At 53.4% G+C, this 26682-nt stretch carries 27 protein-coding genes and 1 riboswitch; of the genes, 21 read left to right on the forward strand and 6 right to left on the reverse strand.

Annotated features, from left to right (window positions below; genetic code table 11):
- The first annotated feature begins 75 nt into the window (after positions 1 to 75).
- From M0646_RS09015 to M0646_RS09030, 4 genes are read left to right on the forward strand one after another with little or no spacing between them, the layout of a single operon-like run.
- Positions 76 to 837, forward strand: coding sequence for a DUF4382 domain-containing protein (locus M0646_RS09015; RefSeq protein WP_286625418.1), 762 nt, complete (start codon positions 76 to 78; stop codon positions 835 to 837).
- Positions 834 to 1316 (forward strand): carboxypeptidase-like regulatory domain-containing protein, encoded by a 483-nt coding sequence (locus tag M0646_RS09020; RefSeq protein ID WP_286625419.1) that lies wholly within the window; start codon positions 834 to 836, stop codon positions 1314 to 1316. The genes M0646_RS09015 and M0646_RS09020 overlap by 4 nt, the downstream gene beginning before the upstream one ends.
- Positions 1274 to 2005, forward strand: coding sequence for a cobalt transporter CbiM (cbiM, locus tag M0646_RS09025; RefSeq protein WP_226971935.1), 732 nt, complete (start codon positions 1274 to 1276; stop codon positions 2003 to 2005). Before M0646_RS09020 ends, cbiM begins: the two co-directional genes overlap by 43 nt.
- Positions 1968 to 2897, forward strand: a complete 930-nt coding sequence (locus tag M0646_RS09030) for an AEC family transporter (protein ID WP_286625421.1) — start codon at positions 1968 to 1970, stop codon at positions 2895 to 2897. Before cbiM ends, M0646_RS09030 begins: the two co-directional genes overlap by 38 nt.
- A 14-nt stretch (positions 2898 to 2911) precedes the next feature.
- Here M0646_RS09030 and petM read toward each other — a convergent pair whose 3' ends face one another.
- Both petM and M0646_RS09035 read right to left on the reverse strand, forming a co-directional pair.
- Positions 2912 to 3013: a cytochrome b6-f complex subunit PetM gene (petM, locus tag M0646_RS13140; protein ID WP_011057256.1), complete on the reverse strand. Its 102-nt coding sequence runs from the start codon at positions 3011 to 3013 to the stop codon at positions 2912 to 2914.
- A 51-nt stretch (positions 3014 to 3064) separates the two neighbouring features.
- Positions 3065 to 3427 (reverse strand): hypothetical protein, encoded by a 363-nt coding sequence (locus M0646_RS09035; RefSeq protein ID WP_149820106.1) that lies wholly within the window; start codon positions 3425 to 3427, stop codon positions 3065 to 3067.
- 114 nt (positions 3428 to 3541) lie between these two features.
- Here M0646_RS09035 and bchD point away from each other — a divergent pair, with 114 nt between their 5' ends.
- Complete coding sequence (gene bchD, locus M0646_RS09040; protein ID WP_286649555.1) at positions 3542 to 5551, forward strand: magnesium chelatase ATPase subunit D; 2010 nt, start codon at positions 3542 to 3544, stop codon at positions 5549 to 5551.
- Between the two features lie 67 nt (positions 5552 to 5618).
- Here the strand turns inward: bchD and groL are convergent, their stop codons facing one another.
- Entirely contained in the window at positions 5619 to 7250 is a 1632-nt protein-coding gene (gene groL / locus M0646_RS09045) for a chaperonin GroEL (RefSeq protein ID WP_286625424.1), read from the reverse strand.
- A 184-nt stretch (positions 7251 to 7434) separates the two neighbouring features.
- Between groL and M0646_RS09050 the strand changes: the two genes are divergently transcribed.
- The 9 genes from M0646_RS09050 (at position 7435) to fni (ending at position 14931) form a co-directional block, all read left to right on the forward strand.
- Positions 7435 to 8034, forward strand: coding sequence for a CAP domain-containing protein (locus M0646_RS09050; RefSeq protein ID WP_286625425.1), 600 nt, complete (start codon positions 7435 to 7437; stop codon positions 8032 to 8034).
- A 63-nt stretch (positions 8035 to 8097) separates the two neighbouring features.
- Complete coding sequence (locus M0646_RS09055; protein WP_149820114.1) at positions 8098 to 8343, forward strand: chlororespiratory reduction protein 7; 246 nt, start codon at positions 8098 to 8100, stop codon at positions 8341 to 8343.
- A 179-nt stretch (positions 8344 to 8522) separates the two neighbouring features.
- Positions 8523 to 8993 carry an SRPBCC family protein gene (locus tag M0646_RS09060; RefSeq protein WP_190278334.1) on the forward strand — a complete coding sequence of 157 codons (471 nt, stop codon included), beginning with the start codon at positions 8523 to 8525 and terminating at the stop codon, positions 8991 to 8993.
- A gap of 19 nt (positions 8994 to 9012) precedes the next feature.
- Positions 9013 to 9900: an acetylglutamate kinase gene (gene argB, locus M0646_RS09065; protein WP_149820119.1), complete on the forward strand. Its 888-nt coding sequence runs from the start codon at positions 9013 to 9015 to the stop codon at positions 9898 to 9900.
- Between the two features lie 68 nt (positions 9901 to 9968).
- A complete protein-coding gene (locus M0646_RS09070) occupies positions 9969 to 10307 on the forward strand; it encodes a hypothetical protein (RefSeq protein WP_190278045.1) in 339 nt (112 codons plus the stop codon).
- Between the two features lie 117 nt (positions 10308 to 10424).
- On the forward strand, positions 10425 to 11726 hold the full coding sequence (gene ctpC, locus M0646_RS09075) for a carboxyl-terminal processing protease CtpC (protein WP_286625427.1): 1302 nt from the start codon (positions 10425 to 10427) through the stop codon (positions 11724 to 11726).
- 23 nt (positions 11727 to 11749) lie between these two features.
- Positions 11750 to 12640 (forward strand): cation diffusion facilitator family transporter, encoded by an 891-nt coding sequence (locus M0646_RS09080; protein WP_286649556.1) that lies wholly within the window; start codon positions 11750 to 11752, stop codon positions 12638 to 12640.
- Between the two features lie 56 nt (positions 12641 to 12696).
- Positions 12697 to 13833 (forward strand): geranylgeranyl reductase family protein, encoded by a 1137-nt coding sequence (locus tag M0646_RS09085; protein WP_286649999.1) that lies wholly within the window; start codon positions 12697 to 12699, stop codon positions 13831 to 13833.
- A 69-nt stretch (positions 13834 to 13902) separates the two neighbouring features.
- Positions 13903 to 14931 (forward strand): type 2 isopentenyl-diphosphate Delta-isomerase, encoded by a 1029-nt coding sequence (fni, locus tag M0646_RS09090; RefSeq protein WP_286625433.1) that lies wholly within the window; start codon positions 13903 to 13905, stop codon positions 14929 to 14931.
- Here the strand turns inward: fni and M0646_RS09095 are convergent.
- The gene (locus M0646_RS09095) at positions 14928 to 15638 is read right to left on the reverse strand and encodes a DUF2232 domain-containing protein (RefSeq protein ID WP_149820125.1); all 711 of its coding nucleotides are present in this window, start codon (positions 15636 to 15638) and stop codon (positions 14928 to 14930) included. The genes fni and M0646_RS09095 overlap by 4 nt on opposite strands.
- Positions 15639 to 15778: 140 nt before the next feature.
- On the opposite strand from M0646_RS09095, the gene egtC reads away from it, so the two are divergent.
- From egtC to M0646_RS09130, 7 genes are all read left to right on the forward strand, one after another.
- The gene (gene egtC / locus M0646_RS09100; protein ID WP_149820127.1) at positions 15779 to 16561 is read left to right on the forward strand and encodes an ergothioneine biosynthesis protein EgtC; all 783 of its coding nucleotides are present in this window, start codon (positions 15779 to 15781) and stop codon (positions 16559 to 16561) included.
- 7 nt (positions 16562 to 16568) lie between these two features.
- Positions 16569 to 17681 carry an SUMF1/EgtB/PvdO family nonheme iron enzyme gene (locus M0646_RS09105; RefSeq protein WP_286649557.1) on the forward strand — a complete coding sequence of 371 codons (1113 nt, stop codon included), beginning with the start codon at positions 16569 to 16571 and terminating at the stop codon, positions 17679 to 17681.
- A gap of 162 nt (positions 17682 to 17843) precedes the next feature.
- Positions 17844 to 18260 (forward strand): hypothetical protein, encoded by a 417-nt coding sequence (locus M0646_RS09110; RefSeq protein WP_286649558.1) that lies wholly within the window; start codon positions 17844 to 17846, stop codon positions 18258 to 18260.
- A gap of 130 nt (positions 18261 to 18390) precedes the next feature.
- Positions 18391 to 19917 carry a peptide ligase PGM1-related protein gene (locus M0646_RS09115; protein WP_286649559.1) on the forward strand — a complete coding sequence of 509 codons (1527 nt, stop codon included), beginning with the start codon at positions 18391 to 18393 and terminating at the stop codon, positions 19915 to 19917.
- A gap of 35 nt (positions 19918 to 19952) precedes the next feature.
- A riboswitch (cobalamin riboswitch) is annotated at positions 19953 to 20094 on the forward strand.
- Positions 20095 to 20126: 32 nt separating this feature from the next.
- A complete protein-coding gene (locus M0646_RS09120; protein WP_286649560.1) occupies positions 20127 to 21149 on the forward strand; it encodes a sirohydrochlorin chelatase in 1023 nt (340 codons plus the stop codon).
- 73 nt (positions 21150 to 21222) lie between these two features.
- A complete protein-coding gene (locus tag M0646_RS09125) occupies positions 21223 to 22857 on the forward strand; it encodes a 2-isopropylmalate synthase (protein WP_149820138.1) in 1635 nt (544 codons plus the stop codon).
- The gene (locus tag M0646_RS09130) at positions 22838 to 23281 is read left to right on the forward strand and encodes a hypothetical protein (protein ID WP_286625441.1); all 444 of its coding nucleotides are present in this window, start codon (positions 22838 to 22840) and stop codon (positions 23279 to 23281) included. Before M0646_RS09125 ends, M0646_RS09130 begins: the two co-directional genes overlap by 20 nt.
- Positions 23282 to 23285: 4 nt before the next feature.
- On the opposite strand, the gene M0646_RS09135 is transcribed toward M0646_RS09130, so the two are convergent.
- A complete protein-coding gene (locus M0646_RS09135) occupies positions 23286 to 25634 on the reverse strand; it encodes a polysaccharide biosynthesis tyrosine autokinase (protein WP_286649561.1) in 2349 nt (782 codons plus the stop codon).
- A gap of 17 nt (positions 25635 to 25651) precedes the next feature.
- A complete protein-coding gene (locus M0646_RS09140) occupies positions 25652 to 26668 on the reverse strand; it encodes an NAD-dependent epimerase (protein WP_286649562.1) in 1017 nt (338 codons plus the stop codon).
- Positions 26669 to 26682: the final 14 nt, after the last annotated feature.

A 26682-nucleotide genomic window follows, 5' to 3' on the forward strand; every position in this document is an offset into this window, starting at 1 on the left:
AAAAGTCTCTTTGTTGCTTTTGCCACTGGCTACAGGGGTGCTCTTTCTGGGGCTTTTTTCGACGTGATCAAAGGAATGAATCTGTACCAACGTTTAGGGATAGTCACGATTTTAAGTACAGCGCTACTGGCGAGTTGTGCGCCCGCCTCGCAAAAGGGCACTCTCCTACTCTATGCCAATGGTGAAGAGCGCTTGCAAACGGGATGGACAAGCAAAGATGGCTGGAAGCTCGAGTTTGACCATGTCTATTTGACGTTGGGCACGGTGACTGCCTACCAAACCCATCCTCCCTTCGATCCTGAGGCGGGCGATCGCCCCGCAAGTGAAGTGACGGTTGTGTTTAGCGATCCTATGACGGTGGATTTGGTGAGTGATCAGCGTCCCCTTGTAGGCAGTGCTGCGGCGGCGGTGGGTCACTTCAATGCCCTGCAGTGGCAGACCCTCGCACCCAGTTTACAACTGGTGGGCACGGCGCAGCGGCGCGATCTCAAGGTGCCCTTTGACATTACGTTGGATCAGCCCTTGGCCTTTGTTTGTGGTGACTACATTGGCGATGAACGCAAGGGAATAGTCACAGCGAACAGTTCCGCTGAGCTAGAGATTACGCTCCACTTTGATCATCTTTTCGGTGATGGGGCTGAACCGGCAACCGCCGAGATCAATCGAGACGCGTTGGGCTTTGACCCCTTTGCCGCGATCGCTACCCCTGAGAGAGTCACGGTTGACTGGACAGGATTACAGCAAAAACTCAGCCCCCAAGAATTTCAAACACTGCTGACAGCTTTGCGGAGTTTGGGTCATGTCGGCGAAGGTCACTGTCGGGAGGTTTCCTCATGAAAACTGTTTTAGCGAGTGTGGCTACCTTAGGACTGATAGTTCCCCAAGCCCTTGCCCATGGGGTTGAGTTGCGCTACCAGCCACAGCAGGTCATTCGTGTTACGGCGCAATACGAGAGTGGTCAACCAATGGCTGGGGCCACAGTACAAGTCTTTGCCCCCGATCGCCCCCAACAGGCCGTCATCAGTGGTACCACCAATGCCCAAGGGGAATTTCAGTTTGTCCCCGATCGCCGCGGTCAGTGGCAGGTGCAGGTACGCCAAGGGGGACATGGCGGCCTACTCACGATTCCGGTAGCGACCCATGCCCAAGCAACGGCTGAAGTTGCTCTTACCGCCGTTCCCGAACCGCCAAGAACGGTTTCCCTGAGTCAATACACTCCCGCACAAATCACGGTCATGATCTTGGCAGTGCTCTGGGGTGCCATTGGCACGGCTTGTTTTGCTTGGTCGCGGCGGCGGCTGCCAGTGGAGTCGTAGTCATGCACATCCCCGATGGTTTAGTGCCGCCCCTGTGGTGTGGACTGGGTTATGCCGGTAGCGGTGGTCTCCTGTGGTGGTCTTGCCGCCGTTTGCAGCGGGCAACGGTAGATCCGCTAGCGATCGTCCCTCGTTTGGCTCTATTATCCGCTGCCTTTTTTACCGCCTCTGCGGTTTATATCCCGCTGCCCCCCGCCAGTGTCCATCTCATGTTCCTTGGCAGTCTGGGGATTCTTTTGGGGGAAGGGGCAATGATAGCCGTGGTGGTGGGATTATTTCTACAGGCGGTGATGTTTGGTCATGGCGGGCTGACGACCTTGGGTCTCAATGCGCTGATCATGGGAATTCCAGCGCTCCTTGCCGCTGCTGTTTTTCGGGGGCTGTGGCATCGCTGTCCGTCAAAGGGGCGATCGCTCCTCGGGTTTATCCTTGGGGCGGGGGCTGTGCTGTTGGCTGTTCTCTTATTTGGCGCAGTGATTCTCCTGAGCCTGCCAGCACCCTTGGATCAACAGCGGGAATGGCTAGCGATCGCTGCGATTGGGATTGCCCATTTGCCCCTTGCTATGTTGGAGGGAGTGGTCACGGCTTCACTGCTGGTCTTTTTGGCCAAAGTCAAGCCAGAATTCCTGTCCCAAGGCGTATGCTTTTCCCGTGAAAATTCTCCTTACCCTACTGCCGACCCTCGCTGAACTCTACGGATTAATCTTTCTGTGCATGGGCATTGGCTATGGCAGTAGCCGTTTTTTGCCACCAACGACGGGGGCTTGGCTGGCGCAAGGGTTGTTCTGGGTGGGGACGCCCCTAACGGCATTTAGTTTTATTGTCACCACCCCGATTACGGGTCACAGTACGTTGGCTCCGCTATTGGCGTGGCTAGGAATGGGGATCGGCGTCAGCTTGGCGTGGCTGTGGTTGCAGCAATATCCCGCTCACACGCGGCAGGAGCAGGGCAGCTTTCTCTTGGCGACCATGGTGGGCAACACGGGTTTTATTGGCTTTCCCATTACTTGGCGACTGCTGGGGCAAGAGCACTTCAGTTGGGCGTTGTTTTTTGATCTGATGGGGACGCTCCTCATTTCCTATAGTGCTGGCATTGGCGTGGCGGCGAGTTTTGGCGATCGCGCCATTTCCATCGCAAAACTGCTGTGGCACATTGGCCGCAATCCAACCCTCTGGTGTGTGGGCTTGGGGCTGCTGTTGCGACAGTACCCTCTACCGACGATCGCTCAACAGGGACTCTTAACCTTGGCATGGTTAATGGTGATTGTTGGATTGATCTACATGGGTATTTGCCTCGGTGAGGCTCCCCTCAAACTCCGCTGGGAACGCATCATTCCCTGTCTGGCGATTAAGATGCTACTGGTGCCGCTGCTGCTGGGGGTAGGGTTAACTCTGATTGGGGTCACCGGGCTGCCGCGCCTCGGAATGGTGCTGCAAGCAGGCATGCCCCCCGCTTTTATGACGCTGATCTTGGCGGATGTTTATCACTTAGACCGCGCCTTTGCCGCCAGCTTAATTTTGACTAGTCTTTTTGCCTTAATTCTTTTCTTGCCCCTGTGGCTGGTGCTCTTTGCCGGCTAGGGGCATTGGGTTGCTTAATCGTCTGGGGTCAAACGCAACAGCAGGTACCCTGCGCCTAACCCAACTAGAACCAGCGTAAACGTAATTACCGCAGTATTGAAAATCTCTTCTGCCATAGGGCGGCCTCAGCTAACAAGAACTCATTTTAACCAATTTGGCTCCTTTGCTTACCACGGCTCCAAAACAGGTTCCCGCAGCAGCTCATGGGTACCACGATTCACGGTCAAGAACATCCCGCGGGGTGTTTTGGTCAATAGATACGTGTACTCACCATTGACGGCTTCAAAATAGTACCCTTGAGGACTCCAATCCCGCAGGGGCAGCCGAATTGATAGGCGCGGATCCTGCTTGTGTCGTGCCATATAGTAGGCGGGGCGATCGCCCCCACAGATATTCACCCAATAGCTACGGGTCTCCGTGGCCACAAAGGTACTTTCATAGGAGCGACAGGAGAGGGGGCGTGCCAGTGCCGACAGAGGTGTCAGGATTAACAAGGTTACAGCAGCAACTGTCTGCCCAAAGTATTTCATTAAGAGAGTTCTCCATGGGTTTCTAACTCCAGTCTAGCCAAGGAGGCGGGAAAGGGTTTCCACCCTCGGTAAGATAGATGATGACGACTGCTGTTTACCTTCAACAGGGATGCAATGACGCTCGCGATCGCCCCCTTTCCCATCACCGCCATCATTGGTCAAGAGGCTATTAAATTGGCGCTGCTGTTGGCCGCCGTTGATCCCGGTTTGGGGGGGGTGATCATTGCGGGGCGGCGGGGGACTGCCAAATCCGTCCTTGCGCGGGGTATTCATGCCCTATTGCCCCCCATTGAAGTCATTGATCAAGGGGAGATCCCAGTACCGATCATTGCCAACCCCGATCCCGAACGTCCTCAAGACTGGGATAGCCGCTTGCAGGCTTGGCGCCAAAGTCATCCCGATGTCGCTTTGACCACCAAAGTGATTCCAGCCCCCTTTGTGCAAATTCCCCTAGGGGTCACCGAAGATCGCCTCTTGGGAGCCGTGGATGTGAGTCAATCGGTGCAGCGGGGCGAAGCGGTCTTTCAGCCCGGCCTATTGGCGGCAGCCCACCGCGGCGTGCTCTATGTGGATGAAATCAATCTCTTGGATGAGCAGCTAGCCAATGTCCTGATGGCCGTGCTGAGTGCTGGGCGCAACCAAATTGAACGGGAGGGGATTAGTCTGGATCACCCCTGTCGTCCCCTGTTGATTGCCACCTTTAATCCCGATGAGGGAGAAGTACCACCCCATCTGCTGGATCGGTTTGCGATCGCCCTATCGGCGGATACGGTTCTGGGCTTAGATGAGCGGGTTGCAGCGGTGGATCATGCCACCCAATTTGCTGATTCGCCCCAAGCCTTTTTGCAGCAGTACGATGCTGAGCTAGAGGATCTGCGCACCCAAATTATTCTGGCGCGGGAATGGCTCAAGGAAGTGAAAATTCAACGGCAGCAAATTGCCTATCTGGTCACCGAAGCCCTACGGGGCGGTGTTCAAGGCCATCGAGCAGAACTCTTTGCGGTGCGGGTGGCCAAAGCCCATGCTGCCCTGAATGGCCGTAGTGAAGTGAATGCCGAAGATCTACGCCGCGCTGTTGAACTGGTGATTGTGTCGCGAGCCACGCAACTGGAACCGCCGCCGGATCAACCGCCCCCACCACCACCGCCGCCCCCGCCGGAGAATGAGCAGTCTGACCCCGAAGAAGAACCCGATGAACCAGAGACACCACCGGAAGAGCAGCAGGAAACGCCACCCATTCCTGAGGAATTTGTCTTTGAGGCCGATGGCACAGTCTTGGATGAGTCGGTGCTCTACTTTGCCCAACTGACCCAGCGCCAAGGGAAATCGGGGAGCCGTAGCCTCATTTATTCCCAAGATCGCGGTCGCTATATCCGCCCCATTTTGCCCCGTGGCCGAGGGGGTCGAATTGCTGTGGATGCCACCCTGCGCAGCGCCGCTCCCTACCAAAAATCCCGTCGCCTACGCCAACCCCAACGCCGCGTCATTGTTGAAAACAGTGATCTGCGAATTAAACGTTTGGTACGCAAAGCGGGTGCCTTGATTATTTTTGTCGTGGATGCCTCTGGCTCAATGGCACTGAACCGCATGAATTCTGCCAAGGGCGCTGTTTTACGCCTATTGACCCAAGCCTATCAAAACCGCGATATGGTGGCGCTGATTCCCTTTCGTGGCGAGCAAGCAGAGGTGCTCCTACCCCCCACCCGATCCATTGAAGCGGCACGGCGACGCCTTGAAACCCTGCCCTGTGGGGGTGGCTCTCCCCTTGCCCACGGTCTGACCCAAGCGGTGCGAGTGGGTTTGAATGCCAAACAAAGCGGTGAAATTGGTCAAGTGATGATTGTGGCCATTACCGATGGTCGAGGCAATATCCCCCTGAGCCGTTCCCTTGGCGAAACCATTCCGCCGGAGACCAAGCCCGATGTCAAAGCGGAAGTACTGGAAATTGCCGCTAAAATTCAAGCCTTGGGTCTGAAGCTCTTGGTGATTGACACCGAGAATAAGTTTGTTTCCACGGGTATGGGCAAAGAATTGGCACGGCAAGCGGGGGGTAAGTACTACCATTTGCCCAAGGCCACCGATCAGGCGATCGCCCAAGTGACACAGAATGCCCTGCAATTTTAGCCACCAATAAAAAACTCTCCCCCCAGTTAGAGAGGAGAGAACCTAGCAAACTATTGGGGCAGTAAGCCTACATCATGCCGCCCATGCCCCCCATACCGCCATCCGCAGGAGCTGCCGGTTTCGGTTCCGGTTTTTCGACCACAAGGGCTTCTGTCGTCAGTACCATGCCGGCGATCGAACCAGCATTTTGCAGGGCAGAGCGTACGACTTTGGCAGGGTCAATAATGCCCGCACTCACGAGATCTTCATAGGTGCCCGTTGCAGCATTAAAGCCATAGTTAAAGTCACCGGCACGGACATTCTCGACGACTACGGCTCCTTCGACACCAGCATTGTCAGCAATTTGAGCCACTGGCGCTGCCAAGGCACTGGCAACAATGCGTGCCCCTGTTTGTTCCTCGGGACTGAGGCTAGGCAGCAGGGCATCAATGCGACTGGCCAAGTGAAGCAAGGTCACACCACCGCCGGGCACAATCCCTTCAGCCACTGCCGCTTTGGTGGCATTGAGGGCATCTTCGAGGCGGAGTTTGCGATCCTTCAATTCCGTTTCGGTGGCAGCTCCTACTTTGATCACCGCTACGCCGCCCACGAGCTTGGCAATGCGCTCTTGCAGCTTTTCTTTGTCGTATTCGGAGTCGGTTTCGGCCAACTGCTTCTTGAGCTGCTCGACCCGCTTTTCAATATCGGCTTTATTGCCCTTCTCCGACACCAGGGTGGTCGTGTCTTTGGTCACAGTGACGGAGGCGGCTTCTCCCAGCATGGTGATTTCCACATCATCTAGGGTCAGTCCCACTTCCTCAGAAATGACTTGACCGCCCGTGAGAATGGCAATGTCTTGGAGCATCGCTTTGCGCCGTTCGCCAAAGGCTGGGGCTTTCACGGCAACCACATTGAGGACGCCCCGCAGTTTATTCACCACCAATGTGGCGAGGGCTTCGCCTTCTACATCTTCAGCAATGATCACGAGGGGACGACCACTGCGAGCCACTCTTTCTAGGGTGGGAATCAGGTCTTGGATGCTGGTAATTTTTTTGTCCGTCAACAGCAGATAGGCATTGTTGAGTTGAACAATCATCCGCTCTGGATCGGTGACAAAGTAGGGCGAAATGTAGCCGCGATCAAACTGCATCCCCTCAACAATTTCCATTTCTGTATTCAGGGATTTCGATTCTTCAATGGTGATCACGCCATCTTTGCCGACTTTGGCCATGGCTTCACCAATCATGGCTCCCACTTCGGGGTCATTACCGGCAGAGACGGTGGCCACTTGGGCAATCATGTCCCCTTCAACAGGTTTGGCCACTTCGGCAATGCCCTCGACAATGGTTTTGATCGCTTTTTCCATACCGCGCTTGAGGGCAATGGGGTTAGCACCGGCAGCCACGTTTTTCAGGCCTTCACGGATCAGGGCTTGGGCAAGGAGGGTCGCTGTTGTTGTGCCATCGCCGACGACATCATTGGTTTTGGCGGCCACTTCCCGAATCAGTTGGGCACCAGTATTTTCGTAGGCATCTTCCAGTTCGATTTCCTTGGCGATCGTCACGCCATCGTTAACAATTTGCGGTGCGCCATACTTTTTCTCAAGCACCACGTTGCGCCCTTTGGGGCCAAGGGTAATTTTCACGGCATCGGCAAGGGCATTAATTCCGCGTTCGAGCGATCGCCGGGACTCTTCATGAAATGCGACTAATTTTGCCATGGGTGGCTATCCTTTAGTAACTTGGAGGTCATGATTGAGGGACTGCAAACTTAGCAGGCTTCAAGCCATTGTTTACAGTACTGTGGAAAACCAGCTGAGGGCAATGGCAGAAAATGTAGGGGATTCCGCACTTGCTCGCGTACACTGGCAATAGACTGACAATAGATTAACAAGCTTCGCAGCCATGGCTGGCCGCCACCTCAATCAACAACGCCTACAGGTCTTCTTGTACGTCACCTTAATGCTCGGCATTGCCCTTGCAGCGGCCAAGGAGTATTTTTACTTGAACAATGGCCAAGGGGGGCAAGATTGGCAAATTGGTGCTCCACAGGTGGATGTCATTGCTGCTCAGCCAAAACGCTCCCTTGCGGAAATACGAGCCTTTGCCCTGCAATTGGTGAATCGCGATCGCCAGCTCAATGGACTGCCGCCCCTTGTTGCCGATGAATTACTCACAGAGGCAGCACAACGCCACGCCGAAGATATGCTCAAACGCCAATACTTTAGCCATACCAATCCCGATGGGCAATCCCCAATGGATCGCTTTATCGCCTTGGGGGGACGCGGTGGCGTCGGTGAAAATATCATGGAGCAGAAGGGCACCCCCGGCTTGGTGCTCAACTATAAGCTGATTGAGCGCTTCCAAAAAGGCTGGATGTATAGTGAGGGGCACCGCCAAAATATCCTGCGGCCTGAATTTACCCGCTTTGGCTTTGGCATTGCTTTGAATACAGCACGCGGAGAAGTCTATGCTGTACAGATGTTTGCACTGCCAGCCCAGTAAAGGCCGAGCGTTGCTGCGCGGATAATTTCCAATGTAATCAATGTCAACTTAACCGCATTCGCTATGTTCACTGAAGAAATGTACGTTGTCCTCGAATCCAGTGCCAGCAATGAAGTCTTTCTCACGCCGATGGAGCTACAGGCCAAGCTGGTGGAGTATCTAACAGGAACCGAGGTTGCCCTAACGCCGGATCTGCTTGCTTTGCCCGATGTGGAAAGTCGTGCCCACTACCTCCTGACAACGGGTTGTGAACTGCAATTACCCAATGGTGGCTACCTTCAGTGGTATGCCGTGCGTTTAGAAAAATAATCGTTACACAGAGTTACGAAACTCCTGCTCGGAAAATTCCGTTCTAATATAGATAAGGCTCTTGGATCAATCAAGGGTTCAGACGATTATTTATTCTTTCGTGGTGTCCAAATCGTCAGGAATAGCAGGGTAACGAGACTGTGGCCGATCGCCGTCGTCAACAAAAGAAAAAACAGCAAATGACCTACAGCTGGCCGTTGGCAGGCACCTATCAAGCCCTTAGCTCTGCATCGGTGGATTTGATCTGGCGCAAAGTGGTGAATTTGGCCGATGTGTCGTGGCATCCCTTGATTTTGCGCACGAATGTGCCCTACGGACTCGTACCCAAGCCGGGGTTTATTTTCCAAGCCATGACCCGTTGGATTCCGTGGCCGATTCAGATTTTTGTCGAACGGGTATCACCGGGAAAACTGTTGAGTATTCGCATTTTGGTCTTGCCGGGGGTAGAGGAACGGGTAACCTATCGTTTAGAATCAACGGTCTGTGGGAGTCAGATTTCTTGCTCAGTGATGTTGCGGGGGTGGCTGGCGCCATTGATTTGGTCGCTGATTCGCGATTCTGCGGCAGGGTTGGCTGCCCGCTTAGCAGTTGCTGCTGAGAAAGATCCCCCCTCTGCTCAGCCCCCCATTGATCCCTGCTTAGGTTTTTAGACGGACAAAAGAAAACTCTATGCTCAGCGATAGCGATCGCGTTCGTGTTCTCAGTGAAGCCCTGCCCTATCTCCAAGCCTTTGCCGGGCGCACCTTTGTGGTCAAATACGGCGGTGCCGCCATGAAGGAAGAACAGCTCAAGGATTCCGTGATTCGCGATATTGTCTTTCTCTCCTATGTGGGGATTCGCCCTGTGGTGGTTCATGGCGGTGGCCCAGAAATCAATACTTGGCTTGGCAAACTCAACATTGAACCCCAATTCAAAAATGGGCTGCGCGTCACCGATGCCGCAACGATGGATGTGGTGGAGATGGTCTTGGTGGGTCGGGTCAACAAGGAAATTGTCACCCTGATCAATCAGGCGGGTGGTAAAGCAGTGGGGCTGTGCGGCAAAGATGGCAACCTGATTCGTGCCCGCGCCCAAGGGGAAGATAGCATCGGCTTTGTCGGTGAAGTACAGGGGGTGGATACCCGCGTGATTACGGCACTAGTGGAGAAGGGGTATATTCCCGTCATCTCCAGTGTGGCTGCCGATGATACTGGGCAAGCCTACAACATCAATGCTGATACTGTTGCTGGCGAGATTGCGGCGGCTTTGGGGGCTGAGAAGCTGATTTTACTGACGGATACCGCAGGTATTTTACGGGATTATCGCGACCCTAGTACTCTCATTTATCGCCTTGATATTGCCGAAGCGCGGCAACTCATTAAAGAGGGGGTTGTCTCTGGGGGGATGATTCCGAAAGTCACCTGTTGCGTGCGATCGCTCGCTCAAGGGGTGAAAGCAGCGCACATTATTGATGGCCGGGTGCCCCACGCCCTATTACTGGAAATTTTTACCGATTCGGGGATTGGCTCAATGCTCGTGGGTTCCAATGCAGCCTACGATCGCGCCTTTATTGATTGAAACTTTTTGCATGAAAAAGGGCGTCCTAGGGTATGACGAGGATGTTTTAGTGTAAGCGCCTATTACTTATGAAATTATTCTCTTTAATCCTAATTAGTAGCAGCTTAGCCACTAGCCTGACGCTGCCAGCAGGGGCCATTTCCCAACCCTACCCCCCAGTGGCGGTGAATAGTTTTATGGATACCTGCATCGAGCGTGGCCGCCGATCGGCTCCCCTTGTGCCCCGTTCAATGATGGGTAACATTTGTCAGTGCTCCATCAACTACATTCAACAGCGATTGAGCTACACTGATTTTCAAACCCTTGATCCCAACGGCGGTCAACCGCAATCTCCTCGCCAACAGCGGGCACAGCGGGTTCTCGATGAAAGTGTGAACTACTGCATTCGCCAGCAACTGGGGGTCTAGGCACTTTTGGAGCCTGCTGAGCGTCGGAAAATTTAGCCTGCGATCGCCAACGGCCAAGGCAAGTCTTTGTGCTAGATTGGGCGTAGGCTAAAGGATCGACAATTTAGGACGAATCATATGGGCATCACACACCGCACGCTCGTTGTCAGTACGACAGTGGTTATGACGGCATTAGTTGCTGTCACGGGTGCGGGTCTGCACTGGTCCCGTAGCCTAGCAGGTTTTCGCCAAAGTCCTAAGGAACTGGTGGATGAAGTGTGGCAGGTCATTGACCGCGAATACGTTGATGCCACCTTCAATGGCAATGACTGGCGTGCCGTGCGGCGGGAATTTCTCTCTCGAAACTACACCAAACCCGAGGATGCTTACAAGGCAGCACGGGAAATGCTCGAGAAGCTCAATGATCCCTACACCCGCTTTATGGATCCGGAGCAGTTTCGCTCTATGCAAATTGAAACCTCTGGTGAACTCACAGGGGTAGGTATCACCATTACCCAGGACGAAAAGACCAAAGAAATCACCGTGGTTTCCCCCATTGAAGGGAGTCCCGCCGCTGAGATGGGTTTAATGGCCAAGGATGTGATCCTGAAAATTGATGGCAAATCCACCAAGGGCATGGATCTCAACCAAGCTGTCAGCATGATCCGTGGCCCTGTGAATACAAAAGTGCGCCTGACGATCCAGCGGGGCGATCAAATCTTGAATTATGAGATCACCCGTGCCCGCATTGAAATTCATCCTGTTCGCTTCAGCCTACGCCAAACTCCCCAAGGCCCTGTCGGCTATATTCGCCTTGTCACCTTTAGCTCCAATGCAGCAGCAGAAATGCGCGCCGCCATTCGGGAGTTAGAGAAGCAAGGCGTTGAAGGCTATGTTTTGGATTTACGCTCCAATCCGGGTGGCCTACTCTTTGCCAGTGCTGAAATTGCCCGCATGTTTCTACCGCAGGGCGATATTGTCTCTACGGTCAATCGCCAAGGGGAAGCAGAACGCTTACGCGCCGGTCGCGGCTTCTTGACCAATAAGCCCCTTGTGGTTCTCATTGATGGCGGCTCGGCCAGCGCCAGCGAAATCCTCGCAGGTGCCCTACAGGATAATGGCCGTGCCGTGTTGGTGGGAACACGCACCTTTGGGAAAGGCTTGGTGCAGTCCGTCCAGCCCGTGGGGGAAGGGGCAGGGATTGCGGTAACGATCGCCAAATACTTTACCCCCAGTGGTCGCGATATTAACAAGAAGGGCATTGAACCCGATATTGAAGTCACCCTCACGGAGCAGCAGCGGGAACAACTGACGCGCGATGACATTGCCACCGATCGTGATCCTCAATTTACACGGGCGCTAGCGGTTCTCAATGAACGCATCCTAGTGGAGCGACGCAACACCCAATCAGCGCGTCCTCCCCAGACAGCCAATCCTTAAGTTCACTCAGTTAGGTGAGCACCGTGGCCGACCACCGCCGACAAGCCCAGCGGGTATTGTTCTTGGCGCTAGGGGTCAATGTTGCCCTGACGGCCATTAAAGCCATTGTTGGTGTTCTCAGTCACTCATTGAGTTTACAAGCCGATGCCCTGCATAGTTTGACCGATGCCGGGAGTAGCATACTGGGCTTAGTGGCCATGCAGTGGGCTAACCCCCATCCCGATCGCGACCATCCCTACGGTCACCAAAAGTTTGAAGCCCTCGGTGCATTGGGGATTGCCGCCTTTCTGGGCATGGTGTGCTTTGAGATTTTACAAAGTGCGGTTGAGCGCCTGCTGCATAAAAGCAGTGCCGTGACGATCACAGGGGCAGAACTGTGGATTGTGGTCCTTGTCCTTGGCATGAATATCGGCCTTACTCTCTATGAACACCACATGGGGCGCAAGCTGAATAATTCCGTGCTCATTGCTGATGCCAAGCATACCCTGAGCGATGTCTGGACAACGATTATTGTTCTTTTGGGGCTGATTGGGGTGTGGACCTTCAACTGGGCCTGGTTGGATGTGGTGTTGGCATTTCCCGTCGCGGCCCTTGTGTTTTGGAGTGCGTGGGAAGTCCTCAAAAGCAACATTCCTTGGCTGGTGGATGAGATGGCGATCGCCCCCGAAGCCATCCATGAGCTAGTGATGACCGTGCCCGGTGTGGTTAATTGCCATGACATTAGCTCGCGGGGAATGGTGGGACGGCAAGTGTTTATTGAGATGCACTTAATTGTCGAGGCGGAAGATATTCCCACGGCCCATGACATTACCGAGCAAATTGAAGCTCTGCTCCAAGACCGCTATGGACCGGCTCGCATTGTCATCCACGTCGAACCCCCCGACTACGAATCCAGTCAGATCAGCTTCTCTTAGGTGATTTTTGTTATTTTTTGAGCATCTGTGCAAAGCAACTGAGGAGTGACCCTGTGGTGTACGACTGCATTGTTGTTGGTTCAGGCCCTGCGGGCGGTGCAGCTGCCTATCACTTGGCTAGGCGAGGCCGGCGGGTGTTGGTTCTGGAAAAGGAAGCTCTGCCCCGCTACAAGCCCTGTGGGGGAGGTGTGTCGCCCCAAGTGCAAGCTTGGTTTGACTTTGACTTTACTCCTGCTATCTCGCTGAAGCTGACGCAAATGGTCTGTACGTGGCAGGGTGGGGAAGCGCAAGTGCTAGAACTGCCCCCAGAGCAAGCGGTGTGGATGGTGCGCCGCGATGTCTTTGATAATTTTCTGATTCAACAGGCCCAGCAACAGGGGGCGCAGGTAGCGGCTCAAACTCCCGTTATAGGTCTAACGTGGGGGGGCGATCGCTGGCAGGTGCATACGCCCAAGGGGGATTTCACAGCGCAGTATTTAATTGGCTGTGATGGTGCCAAAGGTTCAATGGCCAAGTGGTTGGGCTTCCAACATCGTCAGCAGCGTATAGGAGCAGCCATTGAGGTTGAAGCAGCCATGCCCAATCATGCCCTGAGGGCAGCCCACTTTGACTTTGGTCGCGTTCACAATGGCTACATTTGGAACTTTCCTAAACGGGAGGGCTACTCGATTGGTGTGGGCACGTTTTCCCTAAAACGCAAGCAAAATCTGAGGGCGATCGGGGCAGCATATGCTGAAACCTTTGGCGTTGATTTCAGTCAAGTCAAGGTCTATGGCCACCCCCTCTACTGTTGGCAGCGGCACCAGCGCCTGCACACCCAAAATGCCCTCCTTGCCGGGGAAGCCGCCTGTATCGTTGATCCGTTTACTGCCGAAGGCATTCGTCCCTCGCTGTTGACCGGCATGTTGGCTGCCCAAGCCATCGATCGCGCCCTCAATGGTGTTCCAGAGGCTCTCGCAGACTATTCCCGTCAAGTCCAACAGGCGTGGGGAGCAGATATGGTCTGGGCAAAACGTCTAGCGACTCTTTTTTATCAGATGCCCCACATGGCCTATGAAGTGGCCATCAAACGTCCCAGCGCCCTGCAACGGATGGGGCAAATTCTCTGCGGTCAGTTGCGTTACCGCGATGCAGCAGCCAATGGCCTGAAATTGTTGGCAGCGGGGTTGAGAGTGCCGACGGTTTTCCGTTAATGCCGATAGGGATGCTCCCTGAGCTGCCTTCTATAATGTTGGTGCAGCCTAACTTTAGGAACACGAGTGGTGAGCAGTCCCATTGAGCAGCGCAAGGCGGAGCACCTCGAGCTTTGTATTCAAGGTGATGTCAGTCATCAAGAAATCACCACCGGTTTCGAGAAGTATCGCTTTCGCCATTGTGCCCTGCCCGAACTGGACTTTGCCGAGATTGATCTGAGCGTCGAGTTTTTGGGCTGGCGACTCGCTGCCCCCCTGCTGATTTCCTCCATGACCGGTGGCACCCCCCAAGCGGGAGACATCAATCGCCGCTTAGCCCGGGTGGCGCAACAAAAGGGAATTGCCATGGGTGTCGGTTCCCAGCGAGTGCTGCTGGAGCATCCAGAGGTGGCGATCACGTTTGCCATTCGTCAAGAGGCACCCACTATCCCCCTCTTAGCCAATCTTGGCGCGGTGCAGTTGAACTATGGCTGTGGCGTCAATGAATGCCAAAAGATTATTGATCTCCTAGAGGCGAATGCCTTGATTTTGCACCTCAATCCCCTACAAGAGGCCGTCCAAACGGGGGGCGATCGCAACTTCAAGGGACTGTTGACGAAAATTGGTGTTCTCTGCCGTGCCCTACCGGTGCCTGTAATTGTGAAGGAAGTGGGCAATGGTATCAGTGCCGACGTGGCCAAGCAACTCGTGGAGGTGGGTGTAGCCGCTATTGACGTGGCGGGGGCAGGGGGAACCTCTTGGGCCAAGGTGGAAGCGGCGCGTGCTCAGGATGGGCGTCAGCAGTACCTCGGAGCAGCCTTTGCCGAATGGGGCATGCCTACGGCGCAGTGCTTGGAGCAAATTCATCCTGCCCTACCAGATACGCCCCTAATTGCCTCTGGCGGACTTCAAAATGGCATTGATGTGGCCAAGGCCCTTGCCCTCGGTGCTAGTCTTGCCGGTTTAGCGCGCCCCTTTTTGCAGGCCGCCCATCAATCAGAGGAGACACTTGCGCAACGCATTGATTTTATCCTTGAGGAATTGAAAACCGTGCTGTTTTGTACCGGCAGTGCCACCCCCCAAGCCCTCTATCAGCGCCGCTGTCTCGAAAGGATCTAGCGGGGGTCTTCAAGGATCGTGCGCAGCCACGGGGGCGGATCTGGAATCGGATTGCCCAATCGCTCCAACAGTGTCCATGCCAAAATATGCACCACTAAGGCATACACCGTGGACTGGAAAAAGACAAGTAGCAGTGCCACAACTTGGATCAGGGTCACCGTTGGCTCCAGCAGCAAATTCAGATTGACCAGTACCCAATCAATGAAATTCGTGACCTGCTGATTGAAGTAAATCCAGAGGTTTTCCCCGAGCAGAATGGACACAAGGCTAATCTGAAAGAAAAATCCTGCGGTGCCAATCACTGCGCCACTGAGGATGGAACGTCCCCAGCCTTCTTTTTTGGCCCAACAGCCGCCAAAAATGACCCCCATCATGCCGTGGGGCAAGAGAAATTGCAGACTGCGGGGTGGCCCCATCAACACAGAAAGGAGCAATGCACTGACAATGGCCGCCATCCAAGCGGCGCGGCGATTCCAGCGTAAATAAACGAGGGCGATGGGAATCGGAAAAAACAGGCGCAAGACTGGACCAATGGGCAAATAAAAGTTAATCACCCACAGCAGGGCAGCGGTACTGGCAAGGAAGGCCGTTTCCGTAATGACAAGGGTGCGCTGAATTTGCGATCGCCCCAAGGCTTGGGACTGCTCAGGGGGCACAATGGCTTCGACGTCAGGAAAATCATCCTCTAGGGAATCCGTTGGGTTCATTGATTGCAGATAACCTTTTTTCTCTACACTCTAGCAAGCTTTACTGCCAGCTCTCAAACTGGATATAGCGCCCTGAAAAATCCTTTGCTGAAAGTTAGAATCGGGGGTAAGGTATTCCTATCAAACTTACATGTTAATTTATGTGCCGTCTTTATGCCTATATGGGGCGCAAAACGTCCCTTGCCCATGCCTTGGTGGATGCTCCCCATTCCCTGTTGGTGCAAAGTTATCAACCCCGCGAAATGACGGCGGGACTCTTAAATGCCGATGGCTTTGGGGTGGGCTGGTATGCTGCCCGCCAAGATGTGCCCCCCTTTCTTTATCGGCAAACGATGCCCATGTGGCATGATATTAACTTTACTGAGCATTTAAGCCGCTACATTGAATCTGCCTGTTTTTTGGCCAATGTCCGCAGTGCCACACCGGGTCAACCCGTGCAAATGACGAATACGCAGCCCTTTCGCTGGGGACGCTGGCTGGGGGTGCACAATGGCTTTATCGAGAACTTTCGCCAAACCCTCTACCGCCCCATGCGCGATCGCCTGTCGGATATTTGTTACAACATTGTTGAAGGCTCTACAGACTCTGAGCACCTGTTTGCCCTCTTCTGCAATGAATTGGTCTTAAATCCGCAACTGTCACCGTTGATGGTACTGCGGCAAACACTGCAAATTGTTTTTTCCCTAGCGCAGGCAGCGCGTACCAGTGTTAGTGCCGCCATGATTCTGACTGATGGCGTCTATATTCTCGCCACCCGCTGTGCGCGGGGCACACCACCCCCCACCCTGTACTGGAGTCAGGATGCCGAGAAAATTCAGCTCACCTCAGAGCCGGTAGATCAGCAAACGGAGTGGTATCTTTTACCGGAAAATAAATTGCTGTTGATGAGTTTGCAGAGTGAACCAGAAATTTACGCCTTCTGAGATATCAGTGCCTTTTAATCCCTTGGATCGGGGAACTTTTTGGCAAGCCTTTCAGAACCAGCGGCAATTTACACTCCAACTTGTGGCTGAGTTGAGCGAGGCCGTCCTTTGTGCGCAGCCCCATCCCCTCTATAGCCCTGTGGGATGGCATTTGGGACACATTGGCTACACAGAAGCCTTTTGGCTGTTGCCAGAATCCTCAGGGGTGAGCGATCGCGATCGCTATTGGTATGCCGCCGATGGCCGCCCCAAGGCCGAACGACAGCATCTACCGCCGCGTGGCCAGCTACTTGACTACTTAGCAGAGATTCGCCAAAAGACGGGCGATCGCCTCTACAGCCTTGGCGACGAGCAGTGGCAACGAGAACTCCGCCTCTGGTGGTGGATTTTGCAGCATGAAGCCCAACACAGTGAAACGATGCAAATGGTGCTGGCGATGCAGGGGATTGTGACCACATTACCCCCTAACCTATCGCTGCCACAGGATCACCAACGGATTCCCGCTGGGGGGTATGTCATTGGCAGTGAAGACCTCTTAGCCCTTGATAACGAGCAGCCAGTCCAGAGTGTCGAACTACTTCCTTTTACGATTGATGCGGCACCGCTGACCTGGCGGGAATTTCTCACCTTTGTGGAAGCGGGTGGTTATCAGCGGCGGGAATGGTGGTCCAGCAGTGGTTGGGAATGGCGAGAGGCAGAGGAAATTGCCTCACCGTTTTACCCGATTCCTGAGAACCTAGACTTACCCATGTGGGGACTTAGTTTCTACGAAGCCGAAGCCTATGGCCATTTCCAAGGCAAACGTCTCCCCAGTGAACGGGAATGGGAAATTGCTGCTCAGCAGGGACTCTTGAATCAGGGCTACGTCTGGGAGTGGACGCAAAGTCCCTTTGCCCCCTATCCGGGGTTCCAGAGCTATCCCTACCGGGGGTATTCTGCGCCCTACTTTGATGGCGAGCATTTTGTCCTCAAGGGCGGCAGTCACTGGACGCGCCCCGTTCTCAAGCGACCCTCATTTCGCAATTGGTATAGCCGCACCACCCGTGAGGTGTTTGCTGGAGCGCGCTACGTTCACCAAGAAACAATCTCTACACCAAGGGACACTGATGCCCAAATTTGAACATGTTTAGCCTGCACTCTCCCCTCCGCGCGTCAGCAGGTGGTGTGAGCTTCATGTTTTGTGCTGCGGTTCTCATCCATCCTGTGATCGCCTTCACTGGGATTCTTCCTAGGCTCCGCCAAGATTGAATCATCACCCCTTCTCTGGAGCGTGAGCCACATCATGAAACGCTTATCTCTTTCCACCTTGCTACTGCTCACTGGGACACTCACTCAAACTAGCGGAGCTTTGGCTCTACCCACGGCAACGCTGCAAGGCCGCATTTTTTTTGGCGATCAAATGGGCAATGTTGCACCGGCTGCCTGCTCAGCGATTCGAGTTGTTGCTAAACCGCAAAATTTACCGCCCATCAAGGTATTTGCTACTGGTCCTGCCGCTGGTGCTCAGGATGGTCAATGTACCTTTAAGATGACTAATGTGCCAGCAGGTATTCCCATTGAATTAAGCGCCGTTTACAGCGATTTGCTCTCCTATCCCGAAAAAACGTACCCCAGTCCTGCCGGCAAGTGGCAAAATCCCTTTGTTCTGCGCCCCGCTCAGGTGCATGTCAGGTACATTGAACTTGATGGCAAACCTTAGTTTGTTGGCTATTGAAGCTGAGCAAACGAAGTACCGTTCCTCAGTAAAGAAAGTTTGAACAAGATGACCCCCAAGCGATGAGTGCGACTCAAACTCCCTAAACTAGGGACAAGGGCATAGGGGCGTTTTGATGTCAATTGCTGAGGAATTCCGCCAACTGCAAACGCGACTCTTGGAGTGCTGGGACGGGACAGAAACGTTTATTCCTGAACTGCCCAAGGGTCCCGGCGGTATTGAGCGCGATATTGTGGTGGTGCCTTCCCTGAGCTTTCCCCAACCGGAGCTGGCCAAGATCACCGGCTACACCCACTACGAGGAGCGGCAACTCTATACGCTGATCCAGTTGCGGAATCCGCGTACCCGCATGATCTACGTGACGTCCCAGCCGCTGCACCCCAGCATTATTGACTATTATCTGGATTTACTCCCCGGCGTACCCAGTTCCCATGCCCGCGATCGCCTGCTGCTGCTGGCCACCTACGATCGCTCCGATAAACCCTTGACTGCGAAAATTTTAGAGCGGCCTCGCCTTTTGGAGCGTATTCGTCAAGCCCTGCGTCCCAACCAAGCCTACATGGTGTGTTTTAACTCCACCCCTTTGGAGCGGGAACTGGCGGTACGCTTAGGCATTCCCCTCTACTCGACGGATCCCGACCTCCTCTACTGGGGAACCAAGGCGGGCAGTCGGGAACTTTTTGCGGCTGCAGGCATTCCCCATCCGATGGGCAGCGGTTTTTTGCAGAGGGTACCGGAACTGGTGCGCGCGATCGCTCACCTCCAAGAGAAATCTCCTGAACTGCAACGGGTAGTGGTGAAACTCAATGAGGCTTTTTCCGGAGAAGGCAATGCTCTTCTTGATCTGCGCCCACTGCGCCCCCTTGGCAGCCCACACACCCCCGATCATCTACAACGGATTGAAAATAGCCTAGAGGAGATGGTCTTTCAGGCGCCTAATGAAACTTGGCTCTCCTATCGGCAGCGGTTTATGGATCTGGGGGGGATTGTCGAAGCCTTTGTGGAAGGTGCTGTCAAGCGATCGCCCAGTGTCCAAGGCTGCATTACCCCCAAAGGCAGTGTTGAAATTGTCTCCACCCATGAGCAGTTACTCAATGCCCCCACAGGTCAAATTTTCATTGGCTGTGAATTTCCTGCCCATGCCGATTATCGCCAACAACTCCAAGAATTGGGGCAAAAGGTAGGGACGTACTTGGCACAGCAGGGGGTGATCGGCTGTTTTGGTGTGGACGTTGTTGCCACCCAGACAACAGCAGGGTGGGAGCTTTACGCCATTGAAATTAACCTGCGCAAGGGTGGTACCACGCACCCCTTCATGACCCTAAAGTTTCTCACCGATGGCCACTATGAGCTAGCCTCTGGACTGTTTTACAGCAAGCACCGCCGTCCCAAGTATTACATTGCCTCCGATAACCTCTGCCAACCCCACTATCGCGGCCTCCTGCCCAATGATCTCTTAGATATGATTGCCCGCTACCATCTCCACTTTGATTCCAGCACCGAAACGGGCACTGTCTTTCACCTCATGGGGGCACTCTCGGAATTTGGTAAGCTGGGACTCGTCAGCATTGGCAACACCCCCGAAGAAGCTCAAGCCATCTACAACCAGACCATTGGCGTTCTCGATGCTGCGGCGCTATAAGTCCCTAATGTGCCCACCCCCCGCATAGACAGGGGTCTGAGAATCTCGTTACAATTGGCAACGTTCACTGTGAAGAGCAGCCTGTAGGGAAAATCCAGTGCAAGTCTGGTGCTGTGCCGCAGCTGTGATGGGGAACCCCCCTCAGCCAGAATGCCTACTTGCTGTGGTTCACTCTGTTTGCCTGCGTCGCACGGGCATGGAGTTTCAACGTGGTTGTTACGCTCAACGATTCCATTCTCAATCCCCTCGGTTTTAGCCTCGATTTACCCCCTCTCCCCCAATCTCGACCGCTTTTACTCGTCGGTCATGGGACGCGCGATCCGGAAGGTCGCCAAGCATTTTTGGACTTTGCCCAAGCCTATTATCAACTGGATCCCTGCCGGCCTGTTTTTCCCTGTTTTCTGGAGTTAACGGAACCCTCGATTTTTGATGTGCTCAGCCGGTGTGTTGCTGCAGGTCATACAGACTTGTCAGTGCTGCCAGTTTTACTCTTTGCTGCTCGCCACAATAAGTTTGATGTCACCAATGAGTTGGATTGGGCACGGCGGGCGTTTCCGCAATTGCGCTATCACTATGGCCGCCACTATGGCATTGCCCCCGAAATTTTAACCCTGTGGCGATCGCGCCTTGAACGCTTGGACTCACCAGAATTTAATCCCCAAGGCATTGGCCGCGAAGAAACCGTTCTCCTAGTGGTGGGACGCGGCTCCAGTGATCCCGATGCCAATGGCGATGTCTTTAAGCTAGCCCGCATGCTCTGGGAAGGCAGTGGCTACAAAACCGTTGAGGTCTGCTTTATTGGCATTACCCATCCCCGCCTACCCGAAGGATTTGGGCGGGCGAATCTTTACCAGCCCCGCCGCGTCATTGTCCTGCCCCACTTCATGTTTACAGGGGCATTAGTCAAGAAAATCTATACCCTTACCGCAGAAGCCCAAGCTGCCTATCCCAGTGTTGAATACGTGAACCTACCGGAAATTGGCCTGCATCCGCAACTATTTTATCTCACGCGGCAGCGGGAAATTGAAACCCATACGGGGCAGGTGGCCATGAACTGTGAAGCCTGCAAATTCCGCTTGGTGGCAGGCCATAGCCATCATCACCACCATCATCAGGATCATGAGCACCCCTCCCACAGCCATGATCACGGGGGGCATCACCATCACCATGGATCAACCGTGGACTTGGATCACTTGCCCAGTTATCACCAACGCATTTGGCAAGTTCCCTAGACATTGCTTCCCAGCGAAAATGTTAGAGTAGAAATAATTGCTACTCTTTCTCAAGCTTGAATGGGGCTTGTCTATGCGCATTAAATATCCTCCCCAGACCGTTGATCGGGTGTTGATTTTTGATACCACCCTGCGGGACGGTGAACAGTCTCCGGGTGCCTCGCTGAATGTGGATGAAAAACTCACGATCGCCCGTCAACTGGCCCGACTGGGGGTGGATATTATTGAAGCAGGCTTTCCCTTTGCCAGTCCCGGCGACTTTGAAGCCGTACAGCGGATTGCTGAAACCGTGGGCACCGAAACGGGGCCTGTGATCTGTGGCTTGGCTCGTGCCACCCGCCAAGATATTGAAGCCGCCGCAAAAGCCCTCAAACCCGCCTACTATCCCCGCATTCACACTTTCATTGCCACCTCGGACATTCACCTAGAGTACAAACTGAAGAAAACCCGCGCTGAGGTACTGGAAATTGCCCCCGAAATGGTGGCCTATGCCAAGTCCTTTGTGGATGATGTTGAGTTTTCCCCTGAGGATGCCGGGCGTTCGGATCCTGAGTTTCTCTATCAAGTTTTGGAGCGGGTGATTGACGCCGGTGCCACAACAATTAACATTCCCGACACCGTGGGGTACACCACCCCCGCCGAATTTGGTGCCCTGATCAAAGGCATCAAGGAAAACGTGCCGAATATTGATCGTGCCGTCATTTCAGTCCATGGTCACAACGACCTAGGCTTGGCCGTTGCCAACTTCCTTGAGGCTGTGAAAAATGGGGCACGGCAACTGGAGTGTACGGTTAACGGCATTGGGGAGCGCGCCGGCAATGCTGCCCTTGAGGAATTGGTGATGGCTCTCTATGTGCGGCGGCAGTATTTTAACCCCTTCCTTGGCCGTCCCCCTGAATCAGAAGCACCCCTGACCAATATCAACACCCGCGAAATTTACAAAACCTCCCGCTTGGTTTCAAATCTAACGGGCATGCTGATTCAGCCCAATAAGGCGATCGTCGGTGCCAACGCCTTTGCTCACCAATCAGGCATTCACCAAGATGGCGTCCTCAAGCACAAGCAAACCTATGAAATCATGGACGCCCAGCTCATTGGCCTAGCCGACAATCAAATTGTTTTGGGCAAACTCTCTGGTCGCAATGCCTTTGCCACCCGCCTGCGCGAGCTGGGCTTTGAACTCAGTGAAACGGAACTCAACAAGGCGTTTTTGCGCTTCAAGGATCTGGCCGATAAGAAAAAAGAAATCACCGACTGGGATTTGGAAGCTATTGTTAAAGATGAAACCCAAGCCATTGATGTTCAAGGCTACCAGCTGGAATTTGTGCAGGTCTCCTGTGGCGATCGCGCCCGCCCCACCGCCACCGTAACCATCCGTCTGCCCAGTGGTGAGGAGCTGACAGATGCCGCCATTGGCACAGGCCCTGTGGATGCCGTCTATCGTGCCATTAACCGCGTGGTGCAAATTCCCAATCGCCTCATTGAGTATTCCGTGCAGTCAGTGACTGCGGGAATTGATGCCATCGGCGAGGTGACCATTCGCCTGCAACACGGGGATCGCATTTACTCGGGCCATGCCGCCAATACGGATATTATTGTTGCTTCGGCTCATGCCTATATGAATGCCCTCAATCGTCTCTATCGCGGGCTCCAGCAACAACGCCTCCACCCCCAGACCGCTGAGGTTCATGGTGGAACCACTCCCTAAGCCCCTTGAGCGCCATGGCATCTACCCCTGCCCTATTTGCCGCCATGGCCAAATTGTCCCCATGGTGCTCATGGAAACCCATGCCTGTAACTTTTGCCGCCACATTTTTACCCTTGATCCTGAGCGCCAAACGGCTCGCCTTGAAGATGGGGCGATCGCTTTTCGCTGGCAGTGGACAGGTACAGGCTGGCGATCGCTCCACCGCCCCTCTTCTCAGGTCACCGTTGTTGCCCTTGTGTTAGCTATTTTGCTCATCATTTTACCGCCGACACTCATCGGGCTAGCCTATGCCCTGTTTCCGCCCCTAGAAGCAGGAGTTTGGCGCTGGTTTCCCCTGCTTTGGACAGGCCTCACCTTAGCTGCCCATGCCCTACTCTTTGGGCCTGTTTTAATGGCTATTTTGTCCCCCGAAAGGGAGATGTGAAACCTTAGATAGAGAGGGGTGCCACCGCTGACTCAGCAGCACTGTTCTGATAACCTCTGAAATCTCGGTGGTTGACAGCTACACCATTGACGACAATCCCAAGCAGCTTTTGCTGTAAGCTCAGATCGCAAGCCTGCAGGGCCTGAGCAAAGGCTTCGCGTCGCGTTTTCTTTAAGCGCACAACCAAGAGGGCCCGCTCCACCGCTGCCAGAACCCGATGCGCCTCCGCAGCAGCCAAAATCGGCGGCACATCCAGAATCACGCAGTCAAAGGTATCCTTAGCGCCCTCCAAGAAATCAAACCACCGCGCAGAACTCAGCAGTATCATCGGCTCTTGCTGAACCTGACCCGCCGTCAGTACCCAGAGTCTTTCCGCACGATTTGCTAAAAGACTGAACCAGTGGGGAAAAGGCATTTCCCCTTGCAACAACTCCCCTAGGCCTGCGACATTGGGAATGCCAAGTCCTTGATGCATGCTGGGCTGACGCAAATTGGCATCCACCAGTAAGACCCGTTTTCCCATCGCCGCTGCTGCAACCGCAAGGTAAATCGCAAGGGTCGTTTGTCCTTCTTTGCCCACTGTACCCGTTATTGCCAAAGAGCGGGGCAATCCCAACGACTCTAGCTGCGTCAACAGGAAGTAAAAACTTTCCCTAAAAGCAGGTGTGGCACTCGGCAAACGGTGCTGCAATCCCCAGAGCGTCAACGGTGTTTCTAGGCGACTAAAGGCCAATTGATCAAATGTCTTCGTCAGAGGAATCTCGCCAAGAATCGGTAAGGGGGTTTGTTGGCGAATTTGCTCCACTTCCAGAAAGCGATCATCCAACCAATCGAGGATTAGGGCCAAAAGCAGCCCAGACACTCCCCCCAGCATTAAGGCTATCACCAGTGCCCGTAATAAACGCGGGGTTACCTGATATTCTTCCTTGTTGTCAATATCTGAGAGGACTCGCCATGTGAAGTCCCGTTGCGCAATCTGCAGCTGGAGGGACTGTCGAGTTTGCAGTAATAACCTCAGAGCTTCCTGTGCTGCTGCAAAACGTTGTTCCATCTTGCGGTAAGGATTGGCAAGGCGTATTACTCGCGATATCTCTGCCTCAGTGGTCTGAATTTGGTTGCTTAATTCAGCATCCGCCCTCCGCAGCGCTTCAAGCTCAATTCTGGTCTCTATGTACTTCGCGATTAGAGACTCAGAAACGGCACTTTGATAACCAATCAGCGTTTCGGGTTGACGAACTTGATCCTGATTTCTAATCGTAATCTGTCGAGCTTGCTGTCTGGCCTGCTCTAGCAGTAGTCGCTTTTCTTCCTGTAGCGCTTGCACCGTCGGTGAGTTTTCATTCAGCTTGGCCTGCTCCCCAGCCAGCCTAGTTTCTGCTTCTGTTAATTTTGTTAGCAACTCCTGATAGTTTTGAGAAGCAGCTAGATTGGCGGCAGCAAGTGCCTCAGCAGGAGACAACCTTAACTGTGCTTCGAGGGAGTTAAACGTTGCCTGAGCCGACTCCAGTTTTACTCTATTTTCATTTCTTGCAGAGATCAAATTATCCAAAAGGCTAAGATACGTTTCAAGATTGCTGCTTCCAGAGTTCACAGAGTTCAACTGGGAAGCAACTAAGTCAGGTCGTACTACCTGATTCTGAAAGCGAAATTGGTTAAGTTGATCCTCTAGATCGTCAATTTGACTCAGGGTCTTCTGAATTTCTTGGTTAACATAGCGCAGATTATCCGCTATTTGGTTCTCCTTTTCTTCTTCACTAAATCTTTTTAATTCTTCAACAAGAATTCCTAGGAGTGATTCTATCTTTTCTTTTTCTTTTGCAGAAAATTGGATTTCTATAATCTTTTGACCTGACTGATCTAGTAGGCTCTTACCTGAGGTTGCTTTCGCTGGCTGGATTTTTAAGGATCTAATAAAAGATTGATACGAATATTGTTTTGGATCTAGATCAGGATTTGCTACTAAAAATTTCTCATAAATTGGACGCAAAACGATATCGCTATTGAGTACCTGAACCAAAGTTGCCACATCACCTTTTGTTTCACCTGACAAAAGGGGCAGGGATATTGGAGAAAGCTGACGGAGTGACTCTAAAGATGTTCCTGGCCGGGCGCTTGGGGATTGGATAGGTTCAACCTGCACCAACACAGAGTGTCGATAGCTTCTCAAAAAGAGGTAAGAGTATCCCAAAAAGCCAATTGAGACTAGTGCACCTGCCAAGATGCCAACTGCTGAGCGCCGCTTCAGCCCGCGAAGTACTTGATCAATGGTCACCTTATCAATTGGCTGCGGTTGCCACAAACTTGGCCGAGCGGCTTCAGAGGGCAAAGACAGATGGTTATTTTCACTCGACATAGGGCAAACTCAACTCGTTAGGTACCATAGTACTCACGATACCAGTGGACAAATCGCTGTACACCTATCTCAACAGGAGTTGTGGGTTCGTAGCCTGTGTCTGCCCTAAGTTCGAGCACATCCGCGTAGGTATCGGGGACATCGCCCGGTTGCAGAGGCAGAAGATTTAACTGCGCTTTCTTCCCAAGATAGGTTTCTAAAAGTTCAATATACCGTAGGAGTTCGACGGGGCGGTGGGCACCAATGTTGTAAACACGCCAAGGTGCGAGACTAGTGGCCGGATCAGGATTTTCGCCACTCCATGAAGGGTTGGGTGTGGCAGGTCGATCCAGCACCCGTAGAATCCCCTCGACAATGTCATCAATGTAAGTAAAGTCGCGGCGATGCTTACCATAATTAAAGACAGGCAACGGTTCATTATTCAAAATGGCTTTCGTAAACTTAAAGAGTGCCATGTCGGGGCGCCCCCATGGGCCATAGACGGTAAAAAAGCGCAGTCCAGTAGTGGGCAGGTCATAGAGGTGGCTGTAGGTATGTGCCATCAGTTCATTGGCTTTCTTGGTGGCCGCATAGAGACTCAAGGGGTGATCAACATTATCGTGAACAGAAAAGGGTAGTTTTTTATTGGCACCATAGACGCTTGAGGTGCTGGCATAGACGAGATGCTCTACCTGATGGTAGCGACAGGCTTCCAAAATGTGGATAAAACCTACAATATTACTGTCAATATAGGCCAAGGGATTCTCAATCGAGTAGCGTACACCCGCTTGCGCTGCTAAGTGGATGACCCGTTGCGGGGCAAAGTCTGTAAAGAGTTGGTTCAACTCTGCGCGATCTACAAGGTCGATTTTTCTAAATACAAATTGCTCACTTGCCGTGAAGGGGTTGAGGCGTTCAAGGCGAGCTTTCTTGAGGTTGACATCGTAGTAGTTGTTGAGATTATCGAGACCAATCACGCGATCGCCCCGCTTAAGTAGTTCCAGTGCTACTGCATTGCCAATAAACCCAGCAACACCCGTCACCAAAATATCCATCTTGATTCCTCAAA

Origin of the sequence: Thermosynechococcus sp. B3 (genome assembly GCF_030323045.1) — a bacterium.
Classification (GTDB): domain Bacteria; phylum Cyanobacteriota; class Cyanobacteriia; order Thermosynechococcales; family Thermosynechococcaceae; genus Thermosynechococcus.

What these genes read in the sequence shown, in the direction of transcription:
- M0646_RS09015 (WP_286625418.1), top strand. Translation starts at nt 76, where the DNA reads ATGAATCTGTACCAACGTTTAGGGATAGTCACGATTTTAAGTACAGCG.
- M0646_RS09020 (WP_286625419.1), top strand. Translation starts at nt 834, where the DNA reads ATGAAAACTGTTTTAGCGAGTGTGGCTACCTTAGGACTGATAGTTCCC.
- petM (WP_011057256.1), bottom strand. Translation starts at nt 3,013, where the DNA reads ATGGCAGAAGAGATTTTCAATACTGCGGTAATTACGTTTACGCTGGTT.
- M0646_RS09035 (WP_149820106.1), bottom strand. Translation starts at nt 3,427, where the DNA reads ATGAAATACTTTGGGCAGACAGTTGCTGCTGTAACCTTGTTAATCCTG.
- bchD (WP_286649555.1), top strand. Translation starts at nt 3,542, where the DNA reads ATGACGCTCGCGATCGCCCCCTTTCCCATCACCGCCATCATTGGTCAA.
- groL (WP_286625424.1), bottom strand. Translation starts at nt 7,250, where the DNA reads ATGGCAAAATTAGTCGCATTTCATGAAGAGTCCCGGCGATCGCTCGAA.
- M0646_RS09050 (WP_286625425.1), top strand. Translation starts at nt 7,435, where the DNA reads ATGGCTGGCCGCCACCTCAATCAACAACGCCTACAGGTCTTCTTGTAC.
- M0646_RS09055 (WP_149820114.1), top strand. Translation starts at nt 8,098, where the DNA reads ATGTTCACTGAAGAAATGTACGTTGTCCTCGAATCCAGTGCCAGCAAT.
- M0646_RS09060 (WP_190278334.1), top strand. Translation starts at nt 8,523, where the DNA reads ATGACCTACAGCTGGCCGTTGGCAGGCACCTATCAAGCCCTTAGCTCT.
- argB (WP_149820119.1), top strand. Translation starts at nt 9,013, where the DNA reads ATGCTCAGCGATAGCGATCGCGTTCGTGTTCTCAGTGAAGCCCTGCCC.
- M0646_RS09070 (WP_190278045.1), top strand. Translation starts at nt 9,969, where the DNA reads ATGAAATTATTCTCTTTAATCCTAATTAGTAGCAGCTTAGCCACTAGC.
- ctpC (WP_286625427.1), top strand. Translation starts at nt 10,425, where the DNA reads ATGGGCATCACACACCGCACGCTCGTTGTCAGTACGACAGTGGTTATG.
- M0646_RS09095 (WP_149820125.1), bottom strand. Translation starts at nt 15,638, where the DNA reads ATGAACCCAACGGATTCCCTAGAGGATGATTTTCCTGACGTCGAAGCC.
- egtC (WP_149820127.1), top strand. Translation starts at nt 15,779, where the DNA reads ATGTGCCGTCTTTATGCCTATATGGGGCGCAAAACGTCCCTTGCCCAT.
- M0646_RS09110 (WP_286649558.1), top strand. Translation starts at nt 17,844, where the DNA reads ATGAAACGCTTATCTCTTTCCACCTTGCTACTGCTCACTGGGACACTC.
- M0646_RS09115 (WP_286649559.1), top strand. Translation starts at nt 18,391, where the DNA reads ATGTCAATTGCTGAGGAATTCCGCCAACTGCAAACGCGACTCTTGGAG.
- M0646_RS09125 (WP_149820138.1), top strand. Translation starts at nt 21,223, where the DNA reads ATGCGCATTAAATATCCTCCCCAGACCGTTGATCGGGTGTTGATTTTT.
- M0646_RS09130 (WP_286625441.1), top strand. Translation starts at nt 22,838, where the DNA reads ATGGTGGAACCACTCCCTAAGCCCCTTGAGCGCCATGGCATCTACCCC.
- M0646_RS09135 (WP_286649561.1), bottom strand. Translation starts at nt 25,634, where the DNA reads ATGTCGAGTGAAAATAACCATCTGTCTTTGCCCTCTGAAGCCGCTCGG.
- M0646_RS09140 (WP_286649562.1), bottom strand. Translation starts at nt 26,668, where the DNA reads ATGGATATTTTGGTGACGGGTGTTGCTGGGTTTATTGGCAATGCAGTA.